Origin of the sequence: Cupriavidus basilensis, assembly GCF_029335485.1 — a bacterium.
In the GTDB taxonomy this organism is placed as follows: domain Bacteria; phylum Pseudomonadota; class Gammaproteobacteria; order Burkholderiales; family Burkholderiaceae; genus Cupriavidus; species Cupriavidus basilensis_E.
This window is the reverse complement of record NZ_JARJLM010000515.1, coordinates 1-23,940: the sequence shown is the minus strand read 5'-3', so window position 1 is coordinate 23,940 and position 23,940 is coordinate 1. Positions and strand designations below refer to the sequence as shown.

The following is a 23,940-nucleotide window of genomic DNA, read 5'->3' as shown; positions in this document are numbered from 1 at the left end:
TGGCACCCGCTCCGGCATCGCCGCGCGATGCCATGGCGGGCGCGGGAATCAAGCCGAGGTGCGTTCGAATTCGCGCATGAACTCGACCAGGGCGGCGACACCCTCGAGCGGCATGGCGTTGTAAAGGCTGGCGCGCATGCCGCCGACCGACTTGTGGCCCTTGAGCTGCACCAGGCCATGGGCGCGCGCGCCGGCCAGGAAAGCATCGTTGCGCGATTCGTCGGCCAGGATGAACGGCACATTCATGCGCGAGCGGCAGCTCGGATCGATTTCGTTGCGGTAGAACGCGCTCTGGTCGATGAACTCGTACAGGGCGTGCGCCTTGGCGATATTGCGCTGCTCGATGGCGGCCACGCCACCCTGCGCCTTGAGCCACTTGAAGACCAGCCCCGCAACATAGATGGCGTAGGTCGGCGGCGTGTTGTACATCGAGTCGTGCTCGGCCACCAGGCGCCAGTTGAAGGCGGAGGGGCAAAGCGGATGCGCATGGCCCAGCAGATCCTCGCGCACGATGACGATGGTCACGCCGGCCGGGCCGATGTTCTTCTGCGCGCCGCCGTAGGCAACCTGGACACGCGACCAGTCGACCGGGCGCGACAGGATATGGCTGGAGACGTCGGCCACCACCACCGGACCGCCGTCGCGATGCTGGCCGATGTCGGGTACGTCCTGGAACTCGACACCGACGATGGTCTCGTTGGTGCACAGGTGCACATAGTCGGCATCGTCCGACAGTTTCCAGTCGGCGACATCCGGAATGCGCGAGAATTTCTGCGCGAGGCTGGAGGCGGCGATATTGACCTCGCCGTAGCGGCGCGCCTCCTGCTCCGACTTCACCGACCAGGTGCCGGTCACGACGAAGTCCGCCTTGGCACGATCCGGATTCACGCGGCGCATCAGGTTCAGCGGCACGATGCCGTTTTCGCCAATGGCCCCACCCTGCAGGAACAGGATGCGGAAGTTCTTCGGCACATGCAGCAGTTCGCGCAGGTTCGCCAGCGCTTCGGCGTGGATGCCCTCGAACTCCCGGCTGCGGTGGCTCATCTCCATCACCGAGACCCCGGTGCCCTGCCACGACAACATCTCCTCGGCTGCCTGCAGCAGCACTTCGGTCGGCAGGGCCGCCGGACCGGGCGAGAAGTTATAGACACGCTCGGCCACGGCGCGCTGCATCATGGCGGCAAGTGCTGGATTCTGGGGTTCGTTCATGGACTGGGACTGGAAAGGAAAATGGCTGCCGGTTTTACCCAAGCAGCCATTATCCCTCAAACCCGCGCCGGATTGGGGAGACCGGGACAACGCCCGGGGCCCCGGCCGGCTTGCCGGCGAATTACTTCGACGCGGCGGCGATTTCCTTCTCGGCGGCGTCACGCATCGACTTGCCAACCTGCGGGCCGTATTTCTGCATCATCGAGCCCCAGATTTCCTGTGTGGCCTTGCCCTGGTTGGCCATGAACTTCTGGCCGGTGGCCGACTTCAGGAAGGTGGTCAGGTCCTTGATTTCCTGGACGCTGTAGTACTTGCCGAAGGCGTCGTAGTGCGCCTTCATGGCGTCGGACTTGAAGCCGTCGGTGGTAAAGGCCTGACCCGCGCCGTCCACCATGCGCTGCACCGCGCCGTTCTTCTTGAGCTTGTCGACGGCAGCCTGCTTCTGCTTGTCGTTGAGCGTCTTGTTCTCGACCAGTACCTGCTCCAGGACCATCGGCGCTTCCTGCTTGGCGCCGGCCTGCCAGTTCTCGGCCTGGCCCTTGACGGCCTGATCGGCCTGCATCACGGTCAGGAGTTCCTTGATGGCGGCGGTCTTGTCGGCATCCTGGGCGTGCGCCGCGTTGGCCAGCATCATGGCCGGTACGAAGGCAGCCAGAACAGCGATACGTCGATAGGTTTTGAGCATTGTGACTCCCTTGTAAATATGTTCGTTTTAGTCCGATAGCCGGCAATCGAGTTCCAGCTATCGGATCAATGTTGCAACAACTTACGAATTTGATCCCGTGTCGGGCGTGCCGGCTTCGGTGCCGTCCTGCGCACCCGCCTGCTCGTCCTCGCCAGCCGCGTCGGCCCCGTCGGGTTCGTCGCCCGCCACACCATTGTCGGCATCGCTTTCGACAATCCGCTGCAGGCCGGACAGCTTGGTGCCTTCGTCCACATTGATCAGGGTCACGCCTTGCGTGGCGCGGCCCATTTCGCGGATTTCGGACACCCGTGTACGGATCAGCACGCCGCCGGTCGTGATCAGCATGATCTCGTCTTCCGGCGACACCAGCGCCGCGGCCACCACACGGCCGTTGCGCTCGCTCGTCTGGATCGCAATCATGCCCTTGGTACCACGGCCGTGTCGAGTGTACTCGGCGATGGGGGTACGCTTGCCGTAGCCGTTCTCGGTGGCGGTCAGCACGCTGCCGACCGCGCCTGCCTGCTCGCTGGTCTCGGCGGGCGCCACCAGCATGGCGATCACGGTCTGGCTTTCTTCGAGGTTCATGCCGCGCACGCCACGCGCCTGGCGGCCCATCGGGCGCACGTCGTTTTCATCGAAGCGCACCGCCTTGCCGGAATCCGAGAACAGCATCACGTCATGCTGGCCATCGGTGACGGCGGCGCCGATCAGGTAGTCACCCTCGTCGAGATCGACGGCGATGATGCCGGCCTTGCGCGGGTTGGAGAACTCGGTCAGCGCCGTCTTCTTCACGGTGCCGCGCGCGGTACCCATGAAGATGAAATGCTCGGCATCGAACTGGCGCACCGGCAGAATGACGTTGATCTTCTCGCCATCGGACAGCGGGAACATGTTGACGATCGGCCGGCCCCGCGAGTTGCGCGACCCCTGCGGCACCTCGTACACCTTCAGCCAATACAGCCGGCCGCGGTTCGAGAAGCACAGGATGTAGTCGTGCGTGTTGGCGACGAACAAGGTGTCGATCCAGTCGTCTTCCTTGGTGGCCGTGGCCAGCTTGCCACGCCCGCCGCGCTTCTGCGCCCGGTACTCGGAGATCGGCTGGCTCTTCATATAGCCGCTGTGCGACAGCGTGACCACCATGTCCTGCGGCGTGATCAGGTCCTCGGTATCGAGTTCGGTCGCATTGAGCTCGATATGCGAACGGCGCAGGTCGCCGAATTCGGCGCGGATGGCAGTCAGTTCTTCGGTGATGATGGTACTGATACGCTCCGGCCGCGCCAGGATGTCGAGCAGGTCGGAGATCACCGCCATCACGTCGCGGTATTCCTGGACGATCTTGTCCTGCTCCAGCCCGGTCAAGCGCTGCAGGCGCATCTGCAGGATTTCCTGGGCCTGCGAATCGGACAGGCGGTACAGCCCGTCGCCCTGCATGCCGAAGATGGCCGGCAGGCCGTCGGGTCGGTAGGAAGCGCGCCCGCCCGGCGTGTCGCCCTCGGCGCGCGCCAGCATCTCCCGCACCAGGCTGGAATCCCAGGCCTTCGCCATCAGCCCTTGCTTGGCGATGGGCGGGGTCGGGGCGGCCTTGATGATGGCGATGAACTCGTCGATATTGGCCAGCGCCACGGCCAGGCCTTCCAGCACGTGGCCGCGTTCGCGCGCCTTGCGCAGCTCGAACACGGTGCGGCGGGTGACCACTTCGCGCCGGTGCGACAGGAAGCACTCCAGCATCTGGCGCAGGTTCAGCAGGCGCGGCTGGCCGTCGACCAGGGCCACCATGTTCATGCCGAAGGTGTCCTGCAGCTGGGTGTGCTTGTAGAGATTGTTCAGCACCACCTCAGGCACTTCGTTGCGCTTGAGCTCGATCACCACGCGCATGCCGGACTTGTCGGACTCGTCGCGGATATCGGAAATACCCTCGACCTTCTTGTCCGTCACCAGCTCGGCGATCCGCTCGAGCAGGGTGCGCTTGTTGACCTGGTAGGGCAGCTCGTCGACGATGATCGCCTGGCGCTGGCCACGGTCGATATCCTCGAAGTGCGTCTTGGCGCGCATGACTACGCGGCCGCGGCCGGTGCGGTAGCCTTCGCGCACGCCCTGGATGCCATAGATGATGCCGGCGGTCGGGAAATCCGGCGCCGGAATCAGTTCGATCAGCTCATCCACCGTGGCTTGCGGATTGCGCAGCAGGTGCAGGCAGCCGTCGACCACTTCGTTGAGGTTGTGCGGCGGGATATTGGTGGCCATACCCACCGCGATACCCGACGAACCATTAATCAGCAGATTGGGGATGCGCGCCGGCAGAATCAGCGGCTCATTCTCGGAGCCGTCATAATTCGGCCCGAAATCGACGGTTTCCTTGTCGATATCGAGCAGCATCTCGTGGGCAATCTTGGACAGGCGGATTTCGGTATAACGCATGGCAGCTGCGTTATCCCCGTCCACCGAACCGAAGTTGCCCTGGCCATCGACCAGCATGTAGCGCAGCGAGAAATTCTGCGCCATGCGGACGATCGTATCGTATACAGCAGTGTCGCCGTGGGGGTGATACTTACCGATCACATCCCCCACGATACGCGCCGATTTCTTGTACGGCCGGTTCCAGTCGTTGTTAAGCTCATGCATCGCATAGAGCACACGCCGGTGTACCGGCTTCAGGCCATCCCGCACATCGGGAAGCGCCCGCCCCACGATCACGCTCATCGCGTAATCAAGATAGGAGCGGCGCATTTCCTCTTCGAGGGAGACCGGAAGGGTTTCTTTGGCGAATTGATCCATTGCGGCGTGGGTTATGCGGCGAATTTAAACAGAAGGCGCCCCGGTGAATCGCCATTCGCCAAGTGGCGTCCGACTATAGGGCAACGTTGCATTCTAACATGCGCGGCAGCCCTCCCCCGCGGCCGCGGCCACCCCCTCCAAAGGGCCTCCGGCAGCGTCCCGAATCGCCCTCGGAGGCGCGCGCAAAAATCCTGCAACCTCGGCCAGACAAGGGTTTGCGGGCATCGCAAGAGCCATGTTGCACAAACACCACAGGCCTAAAACCCATTGATGGAATCGAATATATTTACTTCTTAGGAAACGACCCTTGTGGCACAATTCCCCAGCGAAGAGCCAGACATTGTTCGAAGTGGAGCATACACCGCATCGAGAATGTTATACTCCGAAGAATGTATGACTTGTTTCCGTCCATTTGCTCGCAGTAACCCTGCGGTGATCTCATCCTGAGAGGAGAAATATGAAAAAATTTGCCAAGCTCGCGCTCGTTGCAGCTACCGCAGTAATGGCTGCATCCGCTCAAGCCCAGTCCGTCCCCTACGAAAAGAAGGCTGTGAACGATAACTGGGGCAACGGTACGAGCGAGTACGTGTGGAAGAATGGCACGAACGAGCTCTGCTGGCGCGACAGCTCGTGGACCCCGGCCACCGCCAACGCCCAGTGCGACGGCGCCCTGGCTCCGGCGTCCGCTCCGGTGGCAGCGCAACCGCAACCCCAGGTTGCTCCCCCGGTTGTTTCGACCGAAAAGGTCACTTTCGCTGCAGACACCCTGTTCGATTTCGACAAGGCCGTGCTGAAGCCGGAAGGCAAGTCCAAGCTGGACGACCTGAGCTCCAAGCTGTCCAGCATCACCCTGGAAGTGATTATCGCCGTTGGTCACACCGACTCGTTCGGCTCGGACAAGTACAACGATCGCCTGTCGATCCGTCGCGCCGAAGCCGTCAAGGCCTATCTGGTGAGCAAGGGCGTGGAAGCCAACCGTGTGTACACGGAAGGCAAGGGCAAGCGCCAGCTGAAGGTTGACCCGAAGTCGTGCAAGGGCGCCCACAAGGCACAGATCGCCTGCCAGCAGCCGAACCGCCGCGTGGAAGTCGAAGTGGTCGGCACCCGCAACGCACGTTAATCGGATCCTTTCCGATGAAAGAAAGCCCAGCGCGAGCTGGGCTTTTTTTTTGATACAGTTGCTGCAACCCCTCCGCTTCCGCGCCGCCGCCCGGCGGCCCGCCTATACCGATGACGCAGACCTCCTCCCCTCTTCACCCCACCGTTGAAACGACCTTCGTCGGCAAGAACGCCGACGCTCGCGAGATCGACAAATTCAGCGAGCTGGCCCACCGCTGGTGGGATCCGGAAAGCGAGTTCAAGCCACTGCACGAGCTCAACCCCCTGCGGCTGGGATGGATCGACGGCATTGCCGGCCTGCAAGGCAAGGAGGTGGTCGATATCGGCTGCGGCGGCGGCATCCTGGCGGAAAGCATGGCGCGTACCGGCGCCACCGTGCGCGGCATCGACCTGTCCACCAAGGCCTTGCGGGTGGCCGACCTGCACAGCCTGGAATCCGGCGTCTCCGTCACCTACGAGGAAATCGCCGCCGAGGTGCTGGCGGCGCGCATGCCGTCCAGCTTCGATGTAGTGACCTGCATGGAAATGCTGGAGCATGTCCCCGACCCGCAATCCATCGTCCGCGCCTGCGCCACGCTGGTACGGCCGGGCGGCAAGGTATTCTTCTCCACCATCAACCGCAATCTCAAAGCCTATCTGCTGGCCGTGGTGGGTGCCGAATACGTGCTCAAGATGCTGCCTCGCGGCACCCATGACTATGACAAATTCATCACGCCGTCCGAACTCGCGCGCTATGCGCGCAACGCCGGGCTCGAACTGATCGAAATGCGCGGCATGAGCTACAACCCGCTGACCCAGGTCTATTCGCTGGGCCGGGATACCGATGTGAACTACCTGATGGCATTTCGCCGGACAGCCTGAACATGCGAAGCTTCGACGCAGTCTTCTTTGACCTGGACGGCACCCTTGCCGACACGGCCCCGGACCTGGCGGCGGCGGCCAACCGGCTTGTCATCGAGCACGGGCGCCCGCCGGTGGCGTATGAAAAGCTCCGCCCGGTCGCGTCGCACGGCGCGCGCGGCCTGATTGGCGCCGCCTTCGGCAAGAGCCCGTCCGACCCCGAGTTTCCCGCCCTGCGCGACACCTTCCTCGCCTACTACGAGGCGGATATCGCCGTGCATACGCGTCTGTTCGATGGCATGGCCGAGGTGCTGGATGCGCTGGAAACCGCCGGCATCCGCTGGGGCATCGTCACCAACAAGGTCACCCGCTTCACCGCGCCGCTGGTCGCGGCCATTGGCCTCGCGCCGCGCGCCGCCGCCGTGGTCAGCGGCGACACGACGGCGCATGCCAAGCCCCACCCCGCCCCGCTGCTGCACGCCGCGGACGTCAGCGGCGTGCCGCCCGGCCGATGCGTCTATGTGGGCGACGACCTGCGCGACATCCAGGCCGGCAAGGCCGCCGGCATGCTCACCATCACCGCGGCCTATGGCTACTGCGGCGACGGCGAGCCGCCTGAGGCCTGGGGCGCTGACTACCTCGTGCGCCACCCGAGCGAACTGATCGCGCTGCTGACGCCCGCCGGGCAGCACTGGCAGCGCGGGACAGAAGAAGCCGCCAACACTTGAGGCCGCCAACGGAGTACAATCTGTCTTCTTGACACTGTTCACGCAGTTCACAGAGGGGCCGACCTGGTTTCGACGTGGGTTACAAAGCAGTGGAGGGCATACCGAGGACCCGTCACCTCGTTAATCAATGGGAATGCAATAACTGCTAACGACGAACGTTACGCACTGGCCGCTTAATTGCGGCCGTCCTCGCACTGGCTCGCTGGCGGGCTAGAGTCGCAAGACTACGCGAGGTCATATACGCCAGATAAGCCCTGAGTGAGTCACGAACCCAGGGACGAAAATCTAGTGACTCGCCGTTGTAGAGCGTGTTCGTCCGCGATGCACCGGTTAAATCAAATGACAGAACTAAGTATGTAGAACTCTCTGTGGAGGGCTTGCGGACGCGGGTTCGATTCCCGCCGGCTCCACCAACATTAGGTCTTGGATAATCCCGGGACCTCCCAAACCCCCGATGGCGCAACGCCTCGGGGGTTTTTCTTTTCCGGGGGCGCCTATAATTGGCCGCCATAATCAACCTGGCGCCCGATCCCATCCGCTCGAAAAAACGGAGCGCGCCAAAAAATCGCGGAAAAAGGGGCGGCACAATCCCATGCGTATCCGCATGCCCAAATCATCACCCGCACCGGACACCTCCTGTAACCCGGCGTAATTAAATGTATCAAGCATTGAGACATCCAGCGTCCTGGGAAAAAGTAAACTGATTTCCTGCTGGCACAACCAGTGCCTGCTGCCGTGCAGCACTTATGCAATCCCCCTCCCAGGAGACGACGATGCTAAGCCCTCACGAAATTGCCGCATTGATGCTGATCGAGAATGCCCAGCACCACCATGAACTGAACCCCGCCGATCTCAATGCCTTGCTTGACCGCCGGCTCGTCTGGCTGGAGCCTCAGCCTCAAGTCCATGACCGGCGGCTGCACCTTACCAACCACGGCCGCCACGTTCTCGACGCTATTGCCGGAAAGCATTGACCTCCCCCCGGCCCCGGCCACGCCGCCACCGTGCGCTGATGCTGCACACTGCCCGGGGTGATCCGCATCGCTGATCCGGAATGCAGCGAAACGGGCGTTTCAAAAAGCAGGTGCGACCGGTTGTTGCCCGTCCGCTATCCCCAGGTGCACACCGGCACCTTGCCATGAAGCCGGCACTGGCCCGTGGCCTGCGGCTGGTCCAGCCGATGCCATTGCTCAAAGCTCAAAGCCCGAGCGCCCTGTGCGCCGATGCCCAGCAGAGCAGGAGTTCATACTGGCGCTCCGAGAGTTCCCGGCTTGACTCCGCCATTGCCATTTCCGCCCGCAGCACCGTGTCCCGCCGGCTTGCCCCCGCGGCCAGCGCTGCCTGCGCCGCCGCGTGGTCGGCCTTGCGCCGCGCAAGGCCGGTTGCCGCGATCTCACGCCTGACCTTGGCTGTGACTATCTCACCGAGCGTCGCGTCGACCTCTCCCAGCGCCGCCAGCACCGTCTTGCGATAAGCTGCCTCCAGCTCTTCGCCGGCAGCCGCAGCGCGCGCGGCTTCCGCCCGCAGGCCGCCGCCGTCGAACAAAGGCGCGTTCACCGCGGCAGCGAGTGCCCAGCCAAGCGCATCTCCCGCGAGCCACCTGCGCAGAGACTCGCTGAGGAATCCGGTGGTGCCGGTGAGAGAGAGCGAGGGGTAGCGGTCGCGCCGCGCGCGCTCCGCCGCCGCGTTGCCGGCGAGCACGCGATGCCACGCCGCATCGATGTCCGGGCGATTGGCGACGACCGAAGCGGGCAGGCCCGCGCGCAGCGATCCGGAGATCTTCAGGCTGGTGAAGTAGCGCTCCTGCGCAGCCAGCTCCAATTGCGACGGTGCCCTGCCCATCAGCACTGCCAACCGTGACAGGGCTTCATGGCGCCGCCCCTCCACCTCGGCCAGCAAGCGCTCGCGCTCCGCCACCAGATCCGCAGTCCGCCGCAGTTCAGCGGCCGGCACCAGGCCGGCTTCCTTCCTCGACGCTTCCGCAGCCAGCAGTTGCCGGGCCAGACCCAATTCGTTCCGGATATCCGGGCGCAGTGCGTCAGCCATACGTATGTCCGCATAGGCGCGTACGACATCGTGGATCAGCCACTGCCGCACTGCGAGCCGATCGGCCCGCGTTGCATCCGTATTGCGCTGTGCTTCGTGCTCTGCGAGCGCAAGGCGGCCGAACAGATCCATGTCGTAACTGGCGGAAACCTGCGCGCTGAAGCTGGAACTGCGATAAGGAGGCACGCTGAAGCGGCCCCCCTCGCCATCCCGGAACGCCGATGCCTGCACGCGCCCGCGTTCCGCACCAACGCCGGCTTGCGCACGCGGCATCCGTCTTGCTCGTGCCATGTCCTGCAAGGCGCGCGCTTGCGCGACCCGCGCAGCGGCCGCGCGCAGGTCCGGGCTATCCTCCAGTGCGGCGCCGATCAAACCGTCCAGGACCGGATCGTCAAGTGCGGCCCACCAGTTGGATGGCACAGCCATGTCGTCTGCGCCGGGTAAACCGGCAGCCTGCGCCGCAAAGCTGGACCATCGCTGCGCCGGCGGCTCCGGGCGCGGCGAGCTTGCGGGCACCGACGCGCAGGCCGTCAACAAGGACGAAAGTACCAGCATGGCCATGGGGATCGTGGCGAAGCGAGGCATCAGGCTCCCCTCACTTCGCAAGAAAGCGCACTACCACGCGCTGGCCAATCAGCAAGTCTTGCGCATCCAGCGCAACGACCACTTCCACCACCCGGTTGTCCTGCTTCTCGGCGGGGTCGTCGCCAGCGCTGCGCTGCCCGACGATACGGCCTACGCGCAGCACCTTGCCGGACCATCGCCGGGCGGGATCCGCATCCAGGATGATTTGCGCGGCGCCGCCAGCCTTGATGCCCGGGAGGTACTGCTCCTCCAATTCGGCGCGCACGATACGCGCGCCATCCGGCGCGAAGAGAAACAGCGGCGTGACATTGAGCGTGCTGACGCCGTTGCCCGGCCGGGCCTGCCGCTGGATGATCTGGCCATCCAGCGGCGCCGTGACCCTGCGCTCTTCCACTTCGCGCTCGGCGATGGCATGCCTGGCCTGGGCCGTGGCGAAGGCGGCGTCAGCGGCAAGCAAGGCCACCGTGGCAAAGGCATGCCGGTCGCTGGCCAGATCGAGGTCCTGCCGCGCAACGGTGTCGTCTTCGGCGAGCGGCTGCAGCCGCTTGCGCTCGCGTGCGGCTGCAGCGAGTTCGATGCGCGCCTTGCTTCGTTCCTGCTCGGCCTGGCGAACTTCGGCGCGCGCCAATGCAAGACCGCGCAAGGCGACCTCCGCATCCAGCGTCGCCAGCAGCTGGCCGGCTCGCACCCGGTCGCCTTCCTCGACCATGACGCGAGAGATCACGCCGTCGCGCCTGGCGGCCAGGCGTACCAGCCCACCCGCGATGTCGACGCGTCCCTTCGCGCTGGCGAGAACATCCGCAGGGGCGCCCGACTGGAGGGGCGTTCGCGTCTCGGCCCCAGGGCCCACGCGGCCGCATGCGCCCAGCCACAGCGCGGCGGCCACAAGCCAGCAAGCCTTGCCTCGGGCAGAGCCGCCACGGGGCAGCTTCGTCGATCCTGTCTTAAGCACGACGCCGCTCCTGCTCGGCCGGAGCTTCCCCGGTCTGCTCGCGATCGCGAACGACAACACCGTCCTCGAGCTCGATCACCCGGTCGGCATGGCCCAGAAGCCTGGGATCATGGGTCACGCCCAGCACGGTCGCACCGTGCTCGATGGCAATCCGTTTCAGCAGGTCGATCACGATTCCTCCATTGATCTTGTCCAGTGCCGACGTGGGCTCGTCGGCAAAAATCAGTTTCGGGTTCTTGACCAGCGCCCTGGCGATGGCCACCCGCTGCTTCTCTCCACCCGAAAGCTCGGCCGGCCGCAGATGGCAGCGATGGGCCAGTCCGACCTCCTCGAGCACATGCCGCGCCTGCATCATGGCCGCGGCGCCGCGCTTGCCGAGGTACTGCAAGGGCAGCAGTACGTTCTCCAGCGCGGTAAGCGCGCCGAACAGATTGAAGCCCTGGAAGATAAAGCCGCAGTTCTCGAGCCGGAAGCGATCCAGCGCGGCTTCGCCGAGCGTCCACAACTCGGTGTCCAGCGCCAGAACCTGCCCGCTATCCGGCCTGAGCAGGCCGGACATCATCGACAGCATCGTGCTCTTGCCCGAACCGGATGGCCCGATGATCAGGGTCAGCGTGGCAGGGTAGATATCCAGGCTGCTGTCCTTGATCACCTGCTGCGTGATCTTGCCGACTGTGAAAGCCTTGGCGATGCCGCGGCTGACGATCGACGGTCTGGTATTCATGGATTCCACCTCAACGCAGCAGTGCCGCAGGATCGGCGCGGCCCAAGGGCCTGAGCGCCAGCAAACCGGAAACCATCGAGATCGCAAGCAGCAGCACGCAAGCGCCTGCCAGCATCCACGCGGGAAACCGCATTGCGATCCGCAAGGTGTCGCCGAGCCATGCGATGGCGAGCGTGAGGAGCCCCGTCACGATCAGGCCGCTGACCCCGACCCAGAGCGACTGTTCGACCACGATGGCGCGCAGCGATTTACGCGACACGCCGAGCGCACGCAGCGCGGCAAACTCCTTGATCGAAGCCAGGATGGCTCCCGAGAGCGTCTGGCTGGTGATCACCATGCCCACCACCAGCGCGAGCAGCGATGCAAACCCCGAGCCGATTCCCGAACCCGACTCGAGCAGCCAGTAGGCCTGCGACTGCATGGATAGCGCAGGCGCCGTCCAGACGCTGTAGCGCGGAAAACGCGCTTTGTCCGCAATCTCGGCACTGACCGCCAGCGGGTCGAATCCCGGCTTGAGGCGAACCAGGTAAAAGGCAATCTGATCGGCGATATCCGGAGCGAGGTAGCGCGCCGTCGCGAAGGACGCCAGCACATTGACCCCGCCCACCGTTCGTATGCCCTCGATCACGCCAGCGATACGCGCGCGCCGGCCATTGATCTCCACCATGGTGCCAACCCGGGCCCCCAGCTTGCGCATGTCCGCAGCGTCGATGAGGATCGCGTTGGGCTCGCGCAGCAACGCGCGCTCGTCCTGCGTGAGCAGCCCCGAAAAAGCAAGCCCGGCACGGGAAACGTCCATGGCATGGAGCAGCACCGAAACCGGTACCCCGTCCGCTCGCCGGAGGTCACCGTATGCGGTGGTATAACCCTCGACCCTGTCGACGCCCGGATGGGACCACGCCAGCGCATCGCTGCCCCGGACCAGCGCACGCCCCAGATCGACGCTTTGCGTATTGCGGAAACCGATCCAGAGATCCGCGCCGGACCGGTCGACCACCACCGCGACCGAGCCGAACAAACCTAGCAACAACGCCAGTTGCACAACGATCAGCAATCCCGCGAAGGTAATCGCGAGCACGGCGGCCAGGTAGCGCCGCCATTCATGAGCCAGCGTGGCGCGCGCGAGGGAGATCATATTCGCCTCACTCGCAGCGGCGCACCGGCGCGATGCGGCGAACCAGCGTGTAGCGCTCGGCCACCAGTCCCAGCGGGCCCCGCACCTCCATCAGCGCCCTGTGTGCCGACTCCAGCCTGATGTCTACCGGATAGCGGCTCGCGCCCTTTTCGTCGAGGAGGGTGTCGGGGTCGGCGATCCAGCCGGTCAGCCGGGAAGCGCCGCTTGCCGCCTTGCGCGGAACCAGTCCGACAATCAAGTCCGCGCCGCAGAGCGTCTCCCGCCGCTGCACGCCCGGGCGATCAGCCCGCCGGGGCAATTGCACGATCGTGCCGCAGGCATTCTCCGACATGTCCGGACACGAGCTGAAGTCGATGACGGTGCCATCGTCCATGAAGGTCCATTGCCCCGCCATGCCCGCTGGCCATGCCTGACCGGCGCAGAGGGCGAACAGAGCCGCAATAATAAACGGAGTAATCCGTCCAATTTCAATACAAGCTGGAGGAATTGGCATGGGAGGTGAATTTTTCTGGATCCGGTGCCCGCGGGCGTTGATTGCGTCGAATCAGGCGAAGATGAAGGTCCGGCAGAAGTCAGCCAGCGCCCGGGCGGTAGCCGGCATATCGATGTCGACTCCCGTGTCGCGGTCGAAGTCGAGGCCCGAGAACATGGCCAGGATGAGATTGGCCGCACCGACGGGATCCAGCGCGGCACGCACCCAGCCTTCACGCTGCCCGAGTTCCAGTTCCGCGACGAGCGTCTCGCGCAAACCGCGATCAAAGGCCAGCACCTTCTGGCGCCATTCCGGATCGCGCTGCAATTCCAGCCAGCTGTCCGCGCCAAGGTTGTACCCGGACGGCGCCAGGGTCGCCGCCAGGCCGGCCGCATCCACCTGGCTCAGCCATTCCAGCCCTTCCCTGCTGGCCAGCTGCCGAATCTCGCCCTGGTAGCGCGCGAACTCGCGGGCAACGATCTCCATGATCATTTCGTGCTTGCTGGCAAAGTGCCGGAACACGGTGCCGGCGCTCAGTCCCGCCTCGACGCAGATGTCCTCGGTTCGGGCGGAGTGAAACCCTTTTGTCTTGAAGGTGCGTGCCGCTGCCTGGAGGATCCCGTCCCGGCGCTGCGCGTGCAGCTGTTCGTCCTTCGTTCTGGCCATGGCGTCTAATAAACGGATTAGTCCGTCGCATTATATGCACAACGGATGTCCTGTCAACTACGATGCGATGGCCCCGTCCGGAAGGCGCGAGTGCGAATGCGCCGCCAAATTTGGATTGCCATGGCCAAATTAGGAGCTGTCTGATTCACATAATTGAAAAGGGCCGGCATCATTACGTCAGGCCCCTTCGTGGCGGCCTTGCCGGTCGGGGGCTCACCCTCCCCCTCCGGCGTTGCCCTCAAGCGCCCGCCAACTCCTGTGCGGGCGTCTTTTTTGCCGGGAGCGCCAAGGAACCATCTGCGTGGACGGCCCAAGAAAGCCGCAGTCGCAATGCACCCCCACTTATTCCCGCTGGCAATAGGCCCCCTCGATACACCCAGCCCCGGAGAAGTGGCGTCATGCTCATGTGACCAGCCAATAATTTGTAATCATCTGTTACAGTCCGTCATTTTTCCTGCAATTGAATGGTGGCGCCCGGAGCGCCCAGGCTGACGGAAACGGATAGATGAAGAGACTCATTGGAGCAGCAAGCATCGCACTTGCCGTGGCGGGGTGCGGTGGATCGGGAGAGAACGACGGCGGGCTCAGCGTGGTACGGAACCCGCCCGCCACTACCACGACGACGCCCACCGCGCCGACGACGCCCGTTACCCCGGACCCTGCCGTGCCGGCCGCGCCAGCCACCAATGCGCTGGGCACCGGCTTCTATATCGGCAGTACGCCCGCCAACGAGCGGCTCAACGTGCTGGTCCTCGACGAGAACGTCTACTACGTCTTCTACTCGTCCCCCGGCACGCCGGACGCACCGGCCGGCGTGGTCACCGGCAACTACAGTTCCGGCAGCGGCAAGCTCACCACCAACAGCAACGGCAAGGACTTCAATCTTGAAGGCGCGGGCTACAGCCTGGCCGCGGCAGACCTCAATGTGTCCTATGTGCCGAGCACCTCGATGTCCGGCTGGCTGACCTACCGCAACGGCAAGACCGTGCCGCTCAGCAGCAACTACAGCACCGACTACAACTACATCGCCAGCGCCAGCGGCCTGAAGGGCGATTACGCGGGCAACGCGGTGACGCTCGACACCAGTGCGCTGCGGTCGAACGGGGTGGTGGTGCACATCGATGCCACCGGCAAGATCACGACCGACGCGGGAACGGGCTGCGGCTTTACGGGCACCGCCACGCCACGCCGCCAGGGCAAGGTCTATGACGTGACCATCACGACCGGCGGCGCGCCTTGCCTCTACACGTACACCGTGATGAACGGCATTGCTTATTATGACCCGACCACCACGCACAGCCTGCCCACCCCCGGCCAGCTTTACCTGTTCGCCATGCGCCCGGACCGGCAGGTGGGCATGCTCTTCACCGGCAGGTGATGTGCGGCCCGCCGTGCCCGGAGCAGGCGCGGCGACTCAAAGAAAGCGGTCGAGCAGCTTGCGGCTGGCCTTGTCGAGGCCCGGCAGGTTGCGCACCAGGTAGTGAATGCCGTGGCTGTCCGAGATCAGCAGCGTGGAACCGGCCAGGCGGCGGATGTCTTCCTCTCCGCGCAGCACCAGGGAAGTGATGCCGCGATCGGTCTCCACCTCCCAGGTACTGGGGGTGGCGAAGGTCGATACCGAGCGGATGCGCCGGATCTCCGGCATGAACTCGCGGCTGGCGAGTTCGGCTTCGATGGCCTCGCGCAAGGCTGCGGGCAGCTGGTCCAGCCGCGGCAGCCAGGCCAGTTCACGGCCATCGGCGCTGATCATGCCGATGCCATCGTCGGGCGCTGCGATAGGGAACGCGCGTACGGGCACCACGCCCTCGTGGACGAGGCCGTCCGCGGTGGTCATCACGAGCCGCCCGAGGGCATTGCGGTGAAGCTTGAAATTGGCTGCTTGCTGCATAGGGGCCGCCTTCCTTATTGCACTGATGGCACTGATGGCACGTTGACCGCTTCGGCGGCGTCGATATCTTCGTCGGCATCGGTGTCGACGTTGCGGGCCTGCGCCTGGTAGAGCTTGTAGTAGTGGCCTTCGCGCGCCAGCAGTTCTTCATGCCCGCCCACCTCGACGATCTGCCCGCGGTCCATCACCACCAGGCGATCCGCCTTGCGCAGCGTGGACAGCCGGTGCGCAATGGCGATGGTGGTGCGGCCCTGCACCAGGTTGTCGAGCGCCTTCTGGATTTCCTTCTCGGTGGCCGTGTCGACGGAGGACGTGGCTTCGTCCATGATCAGGATGCGCGGGTTGATCAGCAGCGCGCGGGCGATCGAGATACGCTGGCGCTCGCCGCCGGAAAGGGCCTGGCCGCGCTCGCCCACCAGCGAATCGTAGCCATGGGGCAGGCGCAGGATGAATTCGTGCGCGTGGGCGGCGCGCGCGGCGGCGACGATGTCCTCGCGCGTGGCGCCGGGCTTGCCGTAGGCGATGTTCTCGGCGATCGTGCCGAAGAACAGGAAGGGCTCCTGCAGCACCAGCCCGATATGGCTGCGGAATTCCGAGACCGGCAGCGAGCGGATATCGACGCCATCGAGGCGGATCGCGCCTTCGGAGACGTCGTAGAAGCGGCAGATCAGGTTGACCAGCGTGCTCTTGCCCGAGCCGCTGTGGCCCACCAGGCCGATCATCTCGCCCGGCGCGATCGACAGGTTGAGCCCGCGGATCACGGCGCGGTTGCCGTAACGGAAACCGAGGTCGCGCAGTTCGATGGCACCCTCGACGCGCTCCAGGTGGGTCGGGCGCACCGGCTCCGGCACGCTCGATACGTGGTCCAGGATATCGAAGATGCGCTTGGCGCCGGCGGCGGCCTTCTGCGTCACGGAGACAATGCGGCTCATCGAATCCAGCCGCGTGTAGAAACGGCTGATGTAGGTCAGGAAGGCCACCAGCACGCCAACCGTGATCGCGTTTTGCGAGACCTGCCAGATACCGAAGATCCACACCACCAGCAAGCCAATCTCGGTCAGCAGCGTGACGGTCGGCGTGAACAGCGACCATACGGCATTGACGCGGTCGTTGATCGCCAGGTTGTGCCGGTTGGCCTCGCGGAAGCGCTCGACCTCGCGCTTTTCCTGGGCGAAGGCCTTGACCACCCGGATGCCGGGAATGGTATCCGCCAGCACGTTGGTGATTTCCGACCAGATCCGGTCGATCTTCTCGAAGCCATGGCGCAGGCGGTCGCGCACCAGGTGGATCATCCATGCAATGAACGGCAGCGGCACCAGCGTCACCAGCGCCAGCCACGGGTTGATGGAAATCAGGATGCCGGCCGTCATGACGATCATCAGCACGTCGGTGGCGAAATCCAGCAAATGTAGCGACAGAAACACGCAGATGCGGTCGCTTTCCGAGCCGATGCGGGCCATCAGGTCGCCGGTGCGCTTGCCGCCGAAGTACTCCAGCGATAGCCGCAGCAGGTGCTCGTAGGTGGTGGTGCGCAGGTCGGCGCCGATGCGCTCCGACACCCGCGCCAGCAGGTAGGTACGTGCCCAGCCCAGGCTCCAGGCCACCAGCGCGGCGCCCAGCAGCCCGGCCAGGTACAGATTGACCCGGCCGTAGTCGATCGGCATACCGTTCTGATAGGGGATCAGCACCTTGTCCATCAGCGGCATGGTCAGGTACGGCGGCACCAGGGTGGCGGCGGTGGACAGCAACGTCAGCAAGAAGCCCGCGAGCAACTGGAAGCGATACGGCCTGGCAAAGCGCCACAGGCGCAGCAGCGCCCAGGTCGAAGGCGGGGTCTCCAGGTCGCGGCTGCATTGCGGGCACTGGTCGTCGTCCGGGGGCAGCGGCGCCTTGCAGGTCGGGCAGACCGCTTCGGCCTCGTCGCCGGCCAGTCCGCCCCGCCCCGAACCCGACAGGTCGCGCTGGGCATGGAACTGGTCGATCAGGCGCAGCGCGGCCGGATTGTGGCCCAGCGTGTAGCGCCAGCTGGACAGCAATCGCCCACTCTCTTGCAGTTCGAGCGTGCCGACCCCCGCGTGATCGGCGTGAAGCAGCGATAATCCGGGCTGGATCGCCCATTGCTGCCAGTCGTTTTGTCCGGGCATGCGCGCCAGCAAGCGACGATCCGTCACAAGTACCCAGCCTTGGGTAAAATGCAGCTTCGCGTCGAGGTCCACTCCCAGCCAGGCCAGAACGGCCTCGCCAGGAAGCAGGCGGGTGCCGAGTTCATTACGCCACGGCTCGTTCGTGGCGTTGCTGTCAATCACGGGCAAGGAAGGTTGGGTCATCGTTGGCAATGCATGCTGCGTCCCTTGGTATGGACATAACTTGAAACAATTTAGTGCGGGCGCGCCATGGCGGCCCGCCAATTTGCCCGCAGTATACATAAGGCCAAACACACGGGCGTCCCTGATGCACTGCACAATCGCTTTTTGATCAAGAAAGTCAACCGGCTGACCGTAGTAACGTTACTGAAAGGTTAGGCTTCTATTTCTCGGGCACTCGCCCACTGCCTCAAGCTAAATCAATGAAAAAGAAGGACATTGAGATTTTCGATGTCATGTCGCTGCGCGGCCCGAATATGTGGACATATCGGCCTGTGCTGGAGGCGTGGGTCGATATCGGGGAACTGGAGGATTTTCCCTCCAACAAGATTCCGGGGTTCTACGAGCGCCTGTCGGCATGGCTGCCCTCGCTGATCGAGCATCGCTGCAGCATCGGTGAGCGCGGCGGCTTCCTGCAGCGGCTCAAGGAAGGCACCTGGCCGGGCCATATCCTGGAACACGTTACGCTTGAGCTGCAGAACCTGGCCGGCATGCCCGGCGGTTTCGGCAAGGCACGGGAGACACCGATCCGCGGCGTCTACAAGGTGATCGTGCGGGCCTGGCACGAGGACGTCACTCGCGCCGCCCTGTTCGCCGCCCGCGACCTGGTGATGGCCGCCATCGAGGACCGCCCCTACGACGTCCAGGAGACGGTGGAGCATCTGCGCCGCCTGGTGGACAAGCACTGCCTGGGTCCGAGCACCGCCTGCATCGTCGACGCCGCCGACGACCGCGGCATCCCCGCGCTGCGCCTGTCGGAGGGCAACCTGGTGCAGCTTGGCTATGGCAGCCGCCAGCGCCGCATCTGGACCGCCGAGACCGACCGCACCGCCGCCATCGCCGAGAGCATCTCGCGCGACAAGGACCTGACCAAGAGCCTGCTGGAATCCTGCGGCGTGCCCGTACCCGAAGGCCGGATGGTCGAAAGCGCCGCCGACGCCTGGGACGCCGCCGAGGACATCGGCCTGCCGGTGGTCGTCAAGCCCTACGACGGCAACCACGGCCGTGGCGTATTCACCAACCTGACCACCCGCGAGGAAGTCGAGACCGCCTATGGCGTGGCCATCGACGAAGGCAGCGGCGTCATCGTCGAACGCTTCGTGCTGGGCAACGAACACCGCCTGCTGGTAGTGGGCGGCCGCCTGGTGGCCGCCGCCATGGGCGAGACCGCCAGCGTGAGCGGCGACGGCAAGTCGACCATCGAGGAACTGATCGAGTCGCAGATCAATTCCGACCCGCGCCGCGGCAGCACCGAAGACCACCCGCTCAACAAAGTGCGGCTGGATTCGGCCGCGCGCCTCGAACTCAAGCGCCAGGGCCTCGACGCGCTTTCCGTGCCGCCCGAAGGCAAGCATGTGCTGATACAGCGCAACGGCAATGTCGCCTTCGACGTGACCGACCGCGTGCATCCCAGCGTGGCCGCGCACGCTTCGCTGGCCGCCCGCGTGGTGGGCCTGGACATCGCCGGGGTCGACCTGGTGGCGCAGGACATCTCGCGCCCGCTCGCCGAGCAGCGCGGCGCCCTCGTCGAGGTCAATGCCGGCCCCGGCCTGCTGATGCACCTGAAGCCCTCCAACGGCGAAGCCCGCCCGGTGGGCCGCGCCATCGTCGATCACCTGTTCCCCGCGGGCGAAGGCGACGACAACGGCCGCATCCCGGTGGTGGGCATCACCGGCACCAACGGCAAGACCGTGGTGGCCAAGCTGGTGGCGCGCCTGCTGCAACTGTCCGGCAAGCATACCGGCCTGGCTTGCAGCGACGGCCTCTACCTGGACCGCCGCCGGGTGCAGGGCGGCGACCGCGCCAACTGGGACGCGGCTCACCGCATCCTGATGAACCGCGCGGTCGATGCCGCCGTGTTCGAGAACGATAGCGGCGCCATCCTCTCCGAAGGCCTCGCCTACGACCGCTGCCAGGTCGGCGTGGTGACCAATATCGACGTGCCCGACCATCTCGGCCAGTACTACGTCGAGGAAGTCGAGAAGATGTACAACGTGCTGCGTACGCAAGTCGACGTGGTACTGGACGGCGGCGTCGCGGTGCTCAACGCGCGCGACCCGCTGGTGGTCGAGATGGCCGAGCTGTGCGACGGCGACGTGATCTTCTTCGGCTTGTCGGCGGACCTGCCCGCCATTGCCGCGCATCGCGCCGCCGGCCGCCGCGCGGTCTACCTGCGCGACGGCAAGGTGGTGCTCGCCACCGGCAGCCGCGAGACGCCGCTGGCCGACGTGGCCGCGATCCCCCTTACCTATGCCGGCCGCGTGGCCTTCCAGGTCGAGAACGTGCTGGCGGCTGTCGCCACCGGCTGGGCGCTGGGCATCTCCAACGACCTCATCCGTGCCGGCGTGGTGACCTTCGACGTGGGCCAAGTGGATGTGCCGGGCCGCTTCACGCTGTTCGAGCGCAACGGCGCCACCGTGGTTATCGACGACGCCCACAATGCCCCCGCGCTGGAAGCGCTGGTGGCATCGCTGGACCGCTTCCCCAGCGAGCGGCGCGTGGTGGTGTACGGCGCCGGCGCGCAGCGACGCGACGAAGACATGGTCAAGCAGGGCAAGGTGCTGGGCGCCGCCTTCGACCGCGTCTTCCTGTGCGAGGACCGTTCGGTCGAACGTGCCTTGCCTGATGCCGAGGCGCGCGCGCTGCTCAAGCAGGGCCTTTACGAAGGCCGCCGCGTGACCAAGATCATCGACGAAGGCACGCGCCGCCAGGCCATCGAGGCTGCCCTCGCGCAAGTGGTGGCCGGCGACCTGCTGGTCCTGCAATGCGACGAAGCCACGACCCTGCCGACGATCGACCAGGTGCACCAGTGGATGGGCCAACCGGGCCGCCGCGCCTGATCCGGAAGGAAACCGATTTCATGGAAGTCTCACGTATCCGCGCCCTGCGCGGCCCCAACCTGTGGTGCCGCCACACCGCCATCGAAGCCATCGTATCGTGCTCCGATGAGGCCCACACCCTGGCCCAGCTGCCCGGCTTCGAGGAACGCCTGCGCGCACGCTTCCCCGAAGTCGGGCCGCTGCGGCCCGACGACAACGAAGGCGTGGTGTCGCTGGCACACGCACTCGAATGCGCCGCGATGCGCCTGCAGGCAGAAGCCGGCTGCCCGGTCAGCTTCAGCCGCACCGCACCCACCGTCGAGCCCGGCACCTACCAGGTGGTGGTGCAGTACAGCGAGGAAGAAGTCGGCAGGCTCGCGCTGGACCTGGCTGCCACACTGTGCCGCGCCGCGCGCGACGATGTTCCCTTCGACCTGGCCGATGCGCTGCATCGCCTGCGCGAACTCGATGAAGACGTGCGCCTGGGGCCGAGCACCGGCTCGATCGTCTATGCTGGCGTGGCGCGCGGCATTCCGTACCGTCGCCTGACACAGGGCAGCATGGTGCAGTTTGGCTGGGGCAGCAAGCAACGCCGCATCCAGGCTGCCGAAACCGATCTGACCAGCGCGGTCTCGGAATCCATCGCGCAGGACAAGGAACTCACCAAGACGCTGCTGCACGCCGCCGGCGTGCCGGTGCCGATGGGACGCTCGGTGTCTGACGCCGAGCAAGCCTGGGCTGCAGCTCAGGAAATCGATGCGCCGGTCGTGGTCAAGCCGCGCGACGGCAACCAGGGCAAGGGCGTGGCAGTGCGCATCCGCACCCGCGAGGAAGTGATCGCCGCCTATGAGGTCGCCGCCGAGATCAGCTCCGACGTCATCGTCGAACGCTACATCCCCGGCCACGACTTCCGCCTGCTGGTGGTCGGCAAGCACCTGGTGGCCGCGGCCCGCCGCGACCCGCCCCAGGTCACCGGCGACGGCAAGCACACCGTGCGCGAACTGGTCGAAGAGGTCAATCGCGACCCGCGCCGCGGCGAAGGCCATGCCACCTCGCTCACCAAGATCCGCTTCGACGATATCGCGCTGGCCACGCTGGCCAAGCAGAACCTGACGGCGGATTCGGTACCGCCCAAGGGCACCCGCGTGGTGCTGCGGAACAACGCCAACCTGTCCACCGGCGGCAGCGCGACCGACGTCACCGACGACGTGCATCCCGAAATGGCCGCACGCGCCGTGGCCGCCGCGCAAATGGTCGGTCTCGACATCTGCGGCGTCGACGCGGTCTGCGAAACCGTGCTCAAGCCGTTCGAGGAACAGGCCGGCGGCATCGTCGAAGTCAATGCAGCGCCGGGGCTGCGCATGCACCTGCAGCCCTCCTACGGCAAGGGCCGCGCGGTGGGCGAGGCCATCATCTCCACCATGTTCGGCGACGGCGACGATGGCCGCATCCCGGTGGTGGCGGTCTCCGGCACCAATGGCAAGACCACCACGGTCCGGCTGATCACCCACCTGCTCGCCTCCAGCGGCCTGCGCATGGGCATGACCGGCACCGACGGCGTCTACATCATGGGGGAACGCATCGACACCGGCGACTGCAGCGGCCCGCGCAGCGCGCGCAATGTGCTGATGCACCCCGACGTCGACGCCGCCGTATTCGAGACCGCGCGCGGCGGCCTGCTGCGCGAAGGCCTGGCCTTCGACCGCTGCGACGTGGCGGTGGTGACCAATGTGGGCGAAGGCGATCACCTGGGCCTGTCCTACATCAGCACGGTGGAAGATCTCGCCGTGCTCAAGAGCGTCATCGTGCAGAACGTGGCACCGCACGGCATGGCGGTGCTCAATGCCGCCGACCCCATGGTAGTGCGCATGGCCGACGCCTGCCCCGGCGCCGTGACCTTCTTCGCGGCCGACCTCAACAACCCGGTGATGGCCACGCACTGCGCCCAGGGCAAGCGCGTGGTCTATGTCGAAGATGGCCATATCGTGGCCGCCGAGGGCGAGAACCAGGTGCGCATCGCGCTGTCGGCCATCCCGCTGACGCGCGGCGGCACCATTGGCTTCCAGGTCGAGAACGCCATGTCCGCCGTCGCCGCGGCATGGGCACTGGGCATCGACTGGGAAGTGATCCGCCGCGGCCTGGCCACCTTCGTCAACGATGCGGCAACGGCCCCCGGACGCTTCAATGTGTTCGACTACAAGGGCGCGACCGTGATCGCCGACTACGGCCACAACCCGGACGCAATCCAGGCGCTGTGCAACGCCATCGAAGGCATGCCGGCCAAGCGCCGCTCCGTGGTCATCAGCGGCGCCGGCGACCGCCGCGACGTCGACATCCGCCGCCAGACCGAAATCCTCGGCGGCGTGTTCGACGAAGTGATCCTGTACCAGGACCAGTGCCAGCGCGGGCGCGAAGACGGCGAAGTGCTGGCCTTGCTGCGCGAAGGCCTGGAAGGCGCGACCCGCGCCAGCGCGGTAGAAGAGATCCGCGGGGAATTCCTCGCCATCGATACCGCACTGTCGCATCTGCAGCCAGACGACCTGTGCCTGATCCTGGTGGACCAGGTGGAAGAAGCGCTGGCGCATATCGCGCAACGCATCGCCGGGGACTGATCCCAGGCAATGCAGCAGCCATGCAGGAAAGCCAGCCGACGAGGCTGGCTTTCTTGTTTTTGGGGCAAGTCCAAAGCCGGGGAATTCGCTCCACCCCCCTGAGCGCACATGCAAACCGGGCCACCGAGCCCACGACGAAACCAGCAAGGATCGAGAGGCAGTGGCCATGCGCGCCGGTAACGGCAGAAGCGCGAACCACCACGGGCCATTGCCATCAGGGGCACTACAATAAAACCAATGCCGTCCGCAGTGGTGATGCGGTTCGCGCCGGTAGCGCCAGCAGTCAGGCAGAACTGACGCGCCCACCACGAATCCGCAAAGC

The 23,940-nt window shown here is 65.4% G+C and carries 18 protein-coding genes and 1 other RNA gene; 8 read left to right on the top strand and 11 right to left on the bottom strand.

The window, feature by feature from the left end; genetic code table 11:
• Window positions 1–48 precede the first annotated feature (48 nt).
• The 3 genes from serC to gyrA form a co-directional block, all read right to left on the bottom strand.
• Window positions 49–1,209 (bottom strand): 3-phosphoserine/phosphohydroxythreonine transaminase, encoded by a 1,161-nt coding sequence (serC, locus tag P3W85_RS31870; protein WP_276267694.1) that lies wholly within the window; start codon window positions 1,207–1,209, stop codon window positions 49–51.
• A 121-nt stretch (window positions 1,210–1,330) separates the two neighbouring features.
• Complete coding sequence (locus P3W85_RS31865) at window positions 1,331–1,894, bottom strand: DUF2059 domain-containing protein (protein ID WP_017230571.1); 564 nt, start codon at window positions 1,892–1,894, stop codon at window positions 1,331–1,333.
• 81 nt (window positions 1,895–1,975) lie between these two features.
• Window positions 1,976–4,669 carry a DNA gyrase subunit A gene (gene gyrA / locus P3W85_RS31860; RefSeq protein WP_017230570.1) on the bottom strand — a complete coding sequence of 898 codons (2,694 nt, stop codon included), beginning with the start codon at window positions 4,667–4,669 and terminating at the stop codon, window positions 1,976–1,978.
• A gap of 457 nt (window positions 4,670–5,126) precedes the next feature.
• On the opposite strand from gyrA, the gene ompA reads away from it, so the two are divergent.
• The 5 genes from ompA to P3W85_RS31835 all read left to right on the top strand — a co-directional run bounded on the left by ompA (window position 5,127) and on the right by P3W85_RS31835 (window position 8,330).
• Window positions 5,127–5,789, top strand: coding sequence for an outer membrane protein OmpA (gene ompA, locus P3W85_RS31855; RefSeq protein WP_017230569.1), 663 nt, complete (start codon window positions 5,127–5,129; stop codon window positions 5,787–5,789).
• 110 nt (window positions 5,790–5,899) lie between these two features.
• Complete coding sequence (gene ubiG / locus P3W85_RS31850) at window positions 5,900–6,649, top strand: bifunctional 2-polyprenyl-6-hydroxyphenol methylase/3-demethylubiquinol 3-O-methyltransferase UbiG (protein ID WP_276267693.1); 750 nt, start codon at window positions 5,900–5,902, stop codon at window positions 6,647–6,649.
• Between the two features lie 2 nt (window positions 6,650–6,651).
• Window positions 6,652–7,356 (top strand): phosphoglycolate phosphatase, encoded by a 705-nt coding sequence (gph, locus tag P3W85_RS31845; protein ID WP_276267692.1) that lies wholly within the window; start codon window positions 6,652–6,654, stop codon window positions 7,354–7,356.
• A gap of 54 nt (window positions 7,357–7,410) precedes the next feature.
• Window positions 7,411–7,769, top strand: a transfer-messenger RNA (tmRNA) gene (gene ssrA, locus P3W85_RS31840).
• A gap of 360 nt (window positions 7,770–8,129) precedes the next feature.
• Window positions 8,130–8,330 carry a hypothetical protein gene (locus P3W85_RS31835; protein ID WP_276267691.1) on the top strand — a complete coding sequence of 67 codons (201 nt, stop codon included), beginning with the start codon at window positions 8,130–8,132 and terminating at the stop codon, window positions 8,328–8,330.
• Between the two features lie 223 nt (window positions 8,331–8,553).
• On the opposite strand, the gene P3W85_RS31830 is transcribed toward P3W85_RS31835, so the two are convergent.
• The 6 genes from P3W85_RS31830 to P3W85_RS31805 are packed head-to-tail and all read right to left on the bottom strand — an operon-like array spanning window position 8,554 to window position 13,936.
• The gene (locus P3W85_RS31830; RefSeq protein ID WP_276267703.1) at window positions 8,554–9,957 is read right to left on the bottom strand and encodes an efflux transporter outer membrane subunit; all 1,404 of its coding nucleotides are present in this window, start codon (window positions 9,955–9,957) and stop codon (window positions 8,554–8,556) included.
• Between the two features lie 40 nt (window positions 9,958–9,997).
• Window positions 9,998–10,939 (bottom strand): HlyD family secretion protein, encoded by a 942-nt coding sequence (locus tag P3W85_RS31825; protein ID WP_276267690.1) that lies wholly within the window; start codon window positions 10,937–10,939, stop codon window positions 9,998–10,000.
• Window positions 10,932–11,663, bottom strand: coding sequence for an ABC transporter ATP-binding protein (locus tag P3W85_RS31820; protein ID WP_276267689.1), 732 nt, complete (start codon window positions 11,661–11,663; stop codon window positions 10,932–10,934). Before P3W85_RS31820 ends, P3W85_RS31825 begins: the two co-directional genes overlap by 8 nt.
• Before the next feature lie 10 nt (window positions 11,664–11,673).
• Window positions 11,674–12,798, bottom strand: coding sequence for an ABC transporter permease (locus P3W85_RS31815; RefSeq protein WP_276267688.1), 1,125 nt, complete (start codon window positions 12,796–12,798; stop codon window positions 11,674–11,676).
• A gap of 7 nt (window positions 12,799–12,805) precedes the next feature.
• Window positions 12,806–13,291 (bottom strand): hypothetical protein, encoded by a 486-nt coding sequence (locus tag P3W85_RS31810; RefSeq protein WP_276267687.1) that lies wholly within the window; start codon window positions 13,289–13,291, stop codon window positions 12,806–12,808.
• Between the two features lie 51 nt (window positions 13,292–13,342).
• On the bottom strand, window positions 13,343–13,936 hold the full coding sequence (locus P3W85_RS31805) for a TetR/AcrR family transcriptional regulator (RefSeq protein ID WP_017230317.1): 594 nt from the start codon (window positions 13,934–13,936) through the stop codon (window positions 13,343–13,345).
• A 505-nt stretch (window positions 13,937–14,441) separates the two neighbouring features.
• On the opposite strand from P3W85_RS31805, the gene P3W85_RS31800 reads away from it, so the two are divergent.
• Window positions 14,442–15,314, top strand: coding sequence for a hypothetical protein (locus P3W85_RS31800; protein WP_035816843.1), 873 nt, complete (start codon window positions 14,442–14,444; stop codon window positions 15,312–15,314).
• A 36-nt stretch (window positions 15,315–15,350) separates the two neighbouring features.
• On the opposite strand, the gene P3W85_RS31795 is transcribed toward P3W85_RS31800, so the two are convergent.
• Window positions 15,351–15,824 carry a DUF1854 domain-containing protein gene (locus tag P3W85_RS31795; protein ID WP_017230319.1) on the bottom strand — a complete coding sequence of 158 codons (474 nt, stop codon included), beginning with the start codon at window positions 15,822–15,824 and terminating at the stop codon, window positions 15,351–15,353.
• A gap of 14 nt (window positions 15,825–15,838) precedes the next feature.
• A complete protein-coding gene (locus tag P3W85_RS31790) occupies window positions 15,839–18,151 on the bottom strand; it encodes an ABC transporter ATP-binding protein (RefSeq protein WP_276267686.1) in 2,313 nt (770 codons plus the stop codon).
• 239 nt (window positions 18,152–18,390) lie between these two features.
• Between P3W85_RS31790 and cphA (P3W85_RS31785) the strand changes: the two genes are divergently transcribed.
• Window positions 18,391–21,027 carry a cyanophycin synthetase gene (gene cphA, locus P3W85_RS31785; RefSeq protein ID WP_276267685.1) on the top strand — a complete coding sequence of 879 codons (2,637 nt, stop codon included), beginning with the start codon at window positions 18,391–18,393 and terminating at the stop codon, window positions 21,025–21,027.
• A 20-nt stretch (window positions 21,028–21,047) separates the two neighbouring features.
• Window positions 21,048–23,618, top strand: coding sequence for a cyanophycin synthetase (gene cphA / locus P3W85_RS31780; RefSeq protein ID WP_276267684.1), 2,571 nt, complete (start codon window positions 21,048–21,050; stop codon window positions 23,616–23,618).
• Window positions 23,619–23,940: the final 322 nt, after the last annotated feature.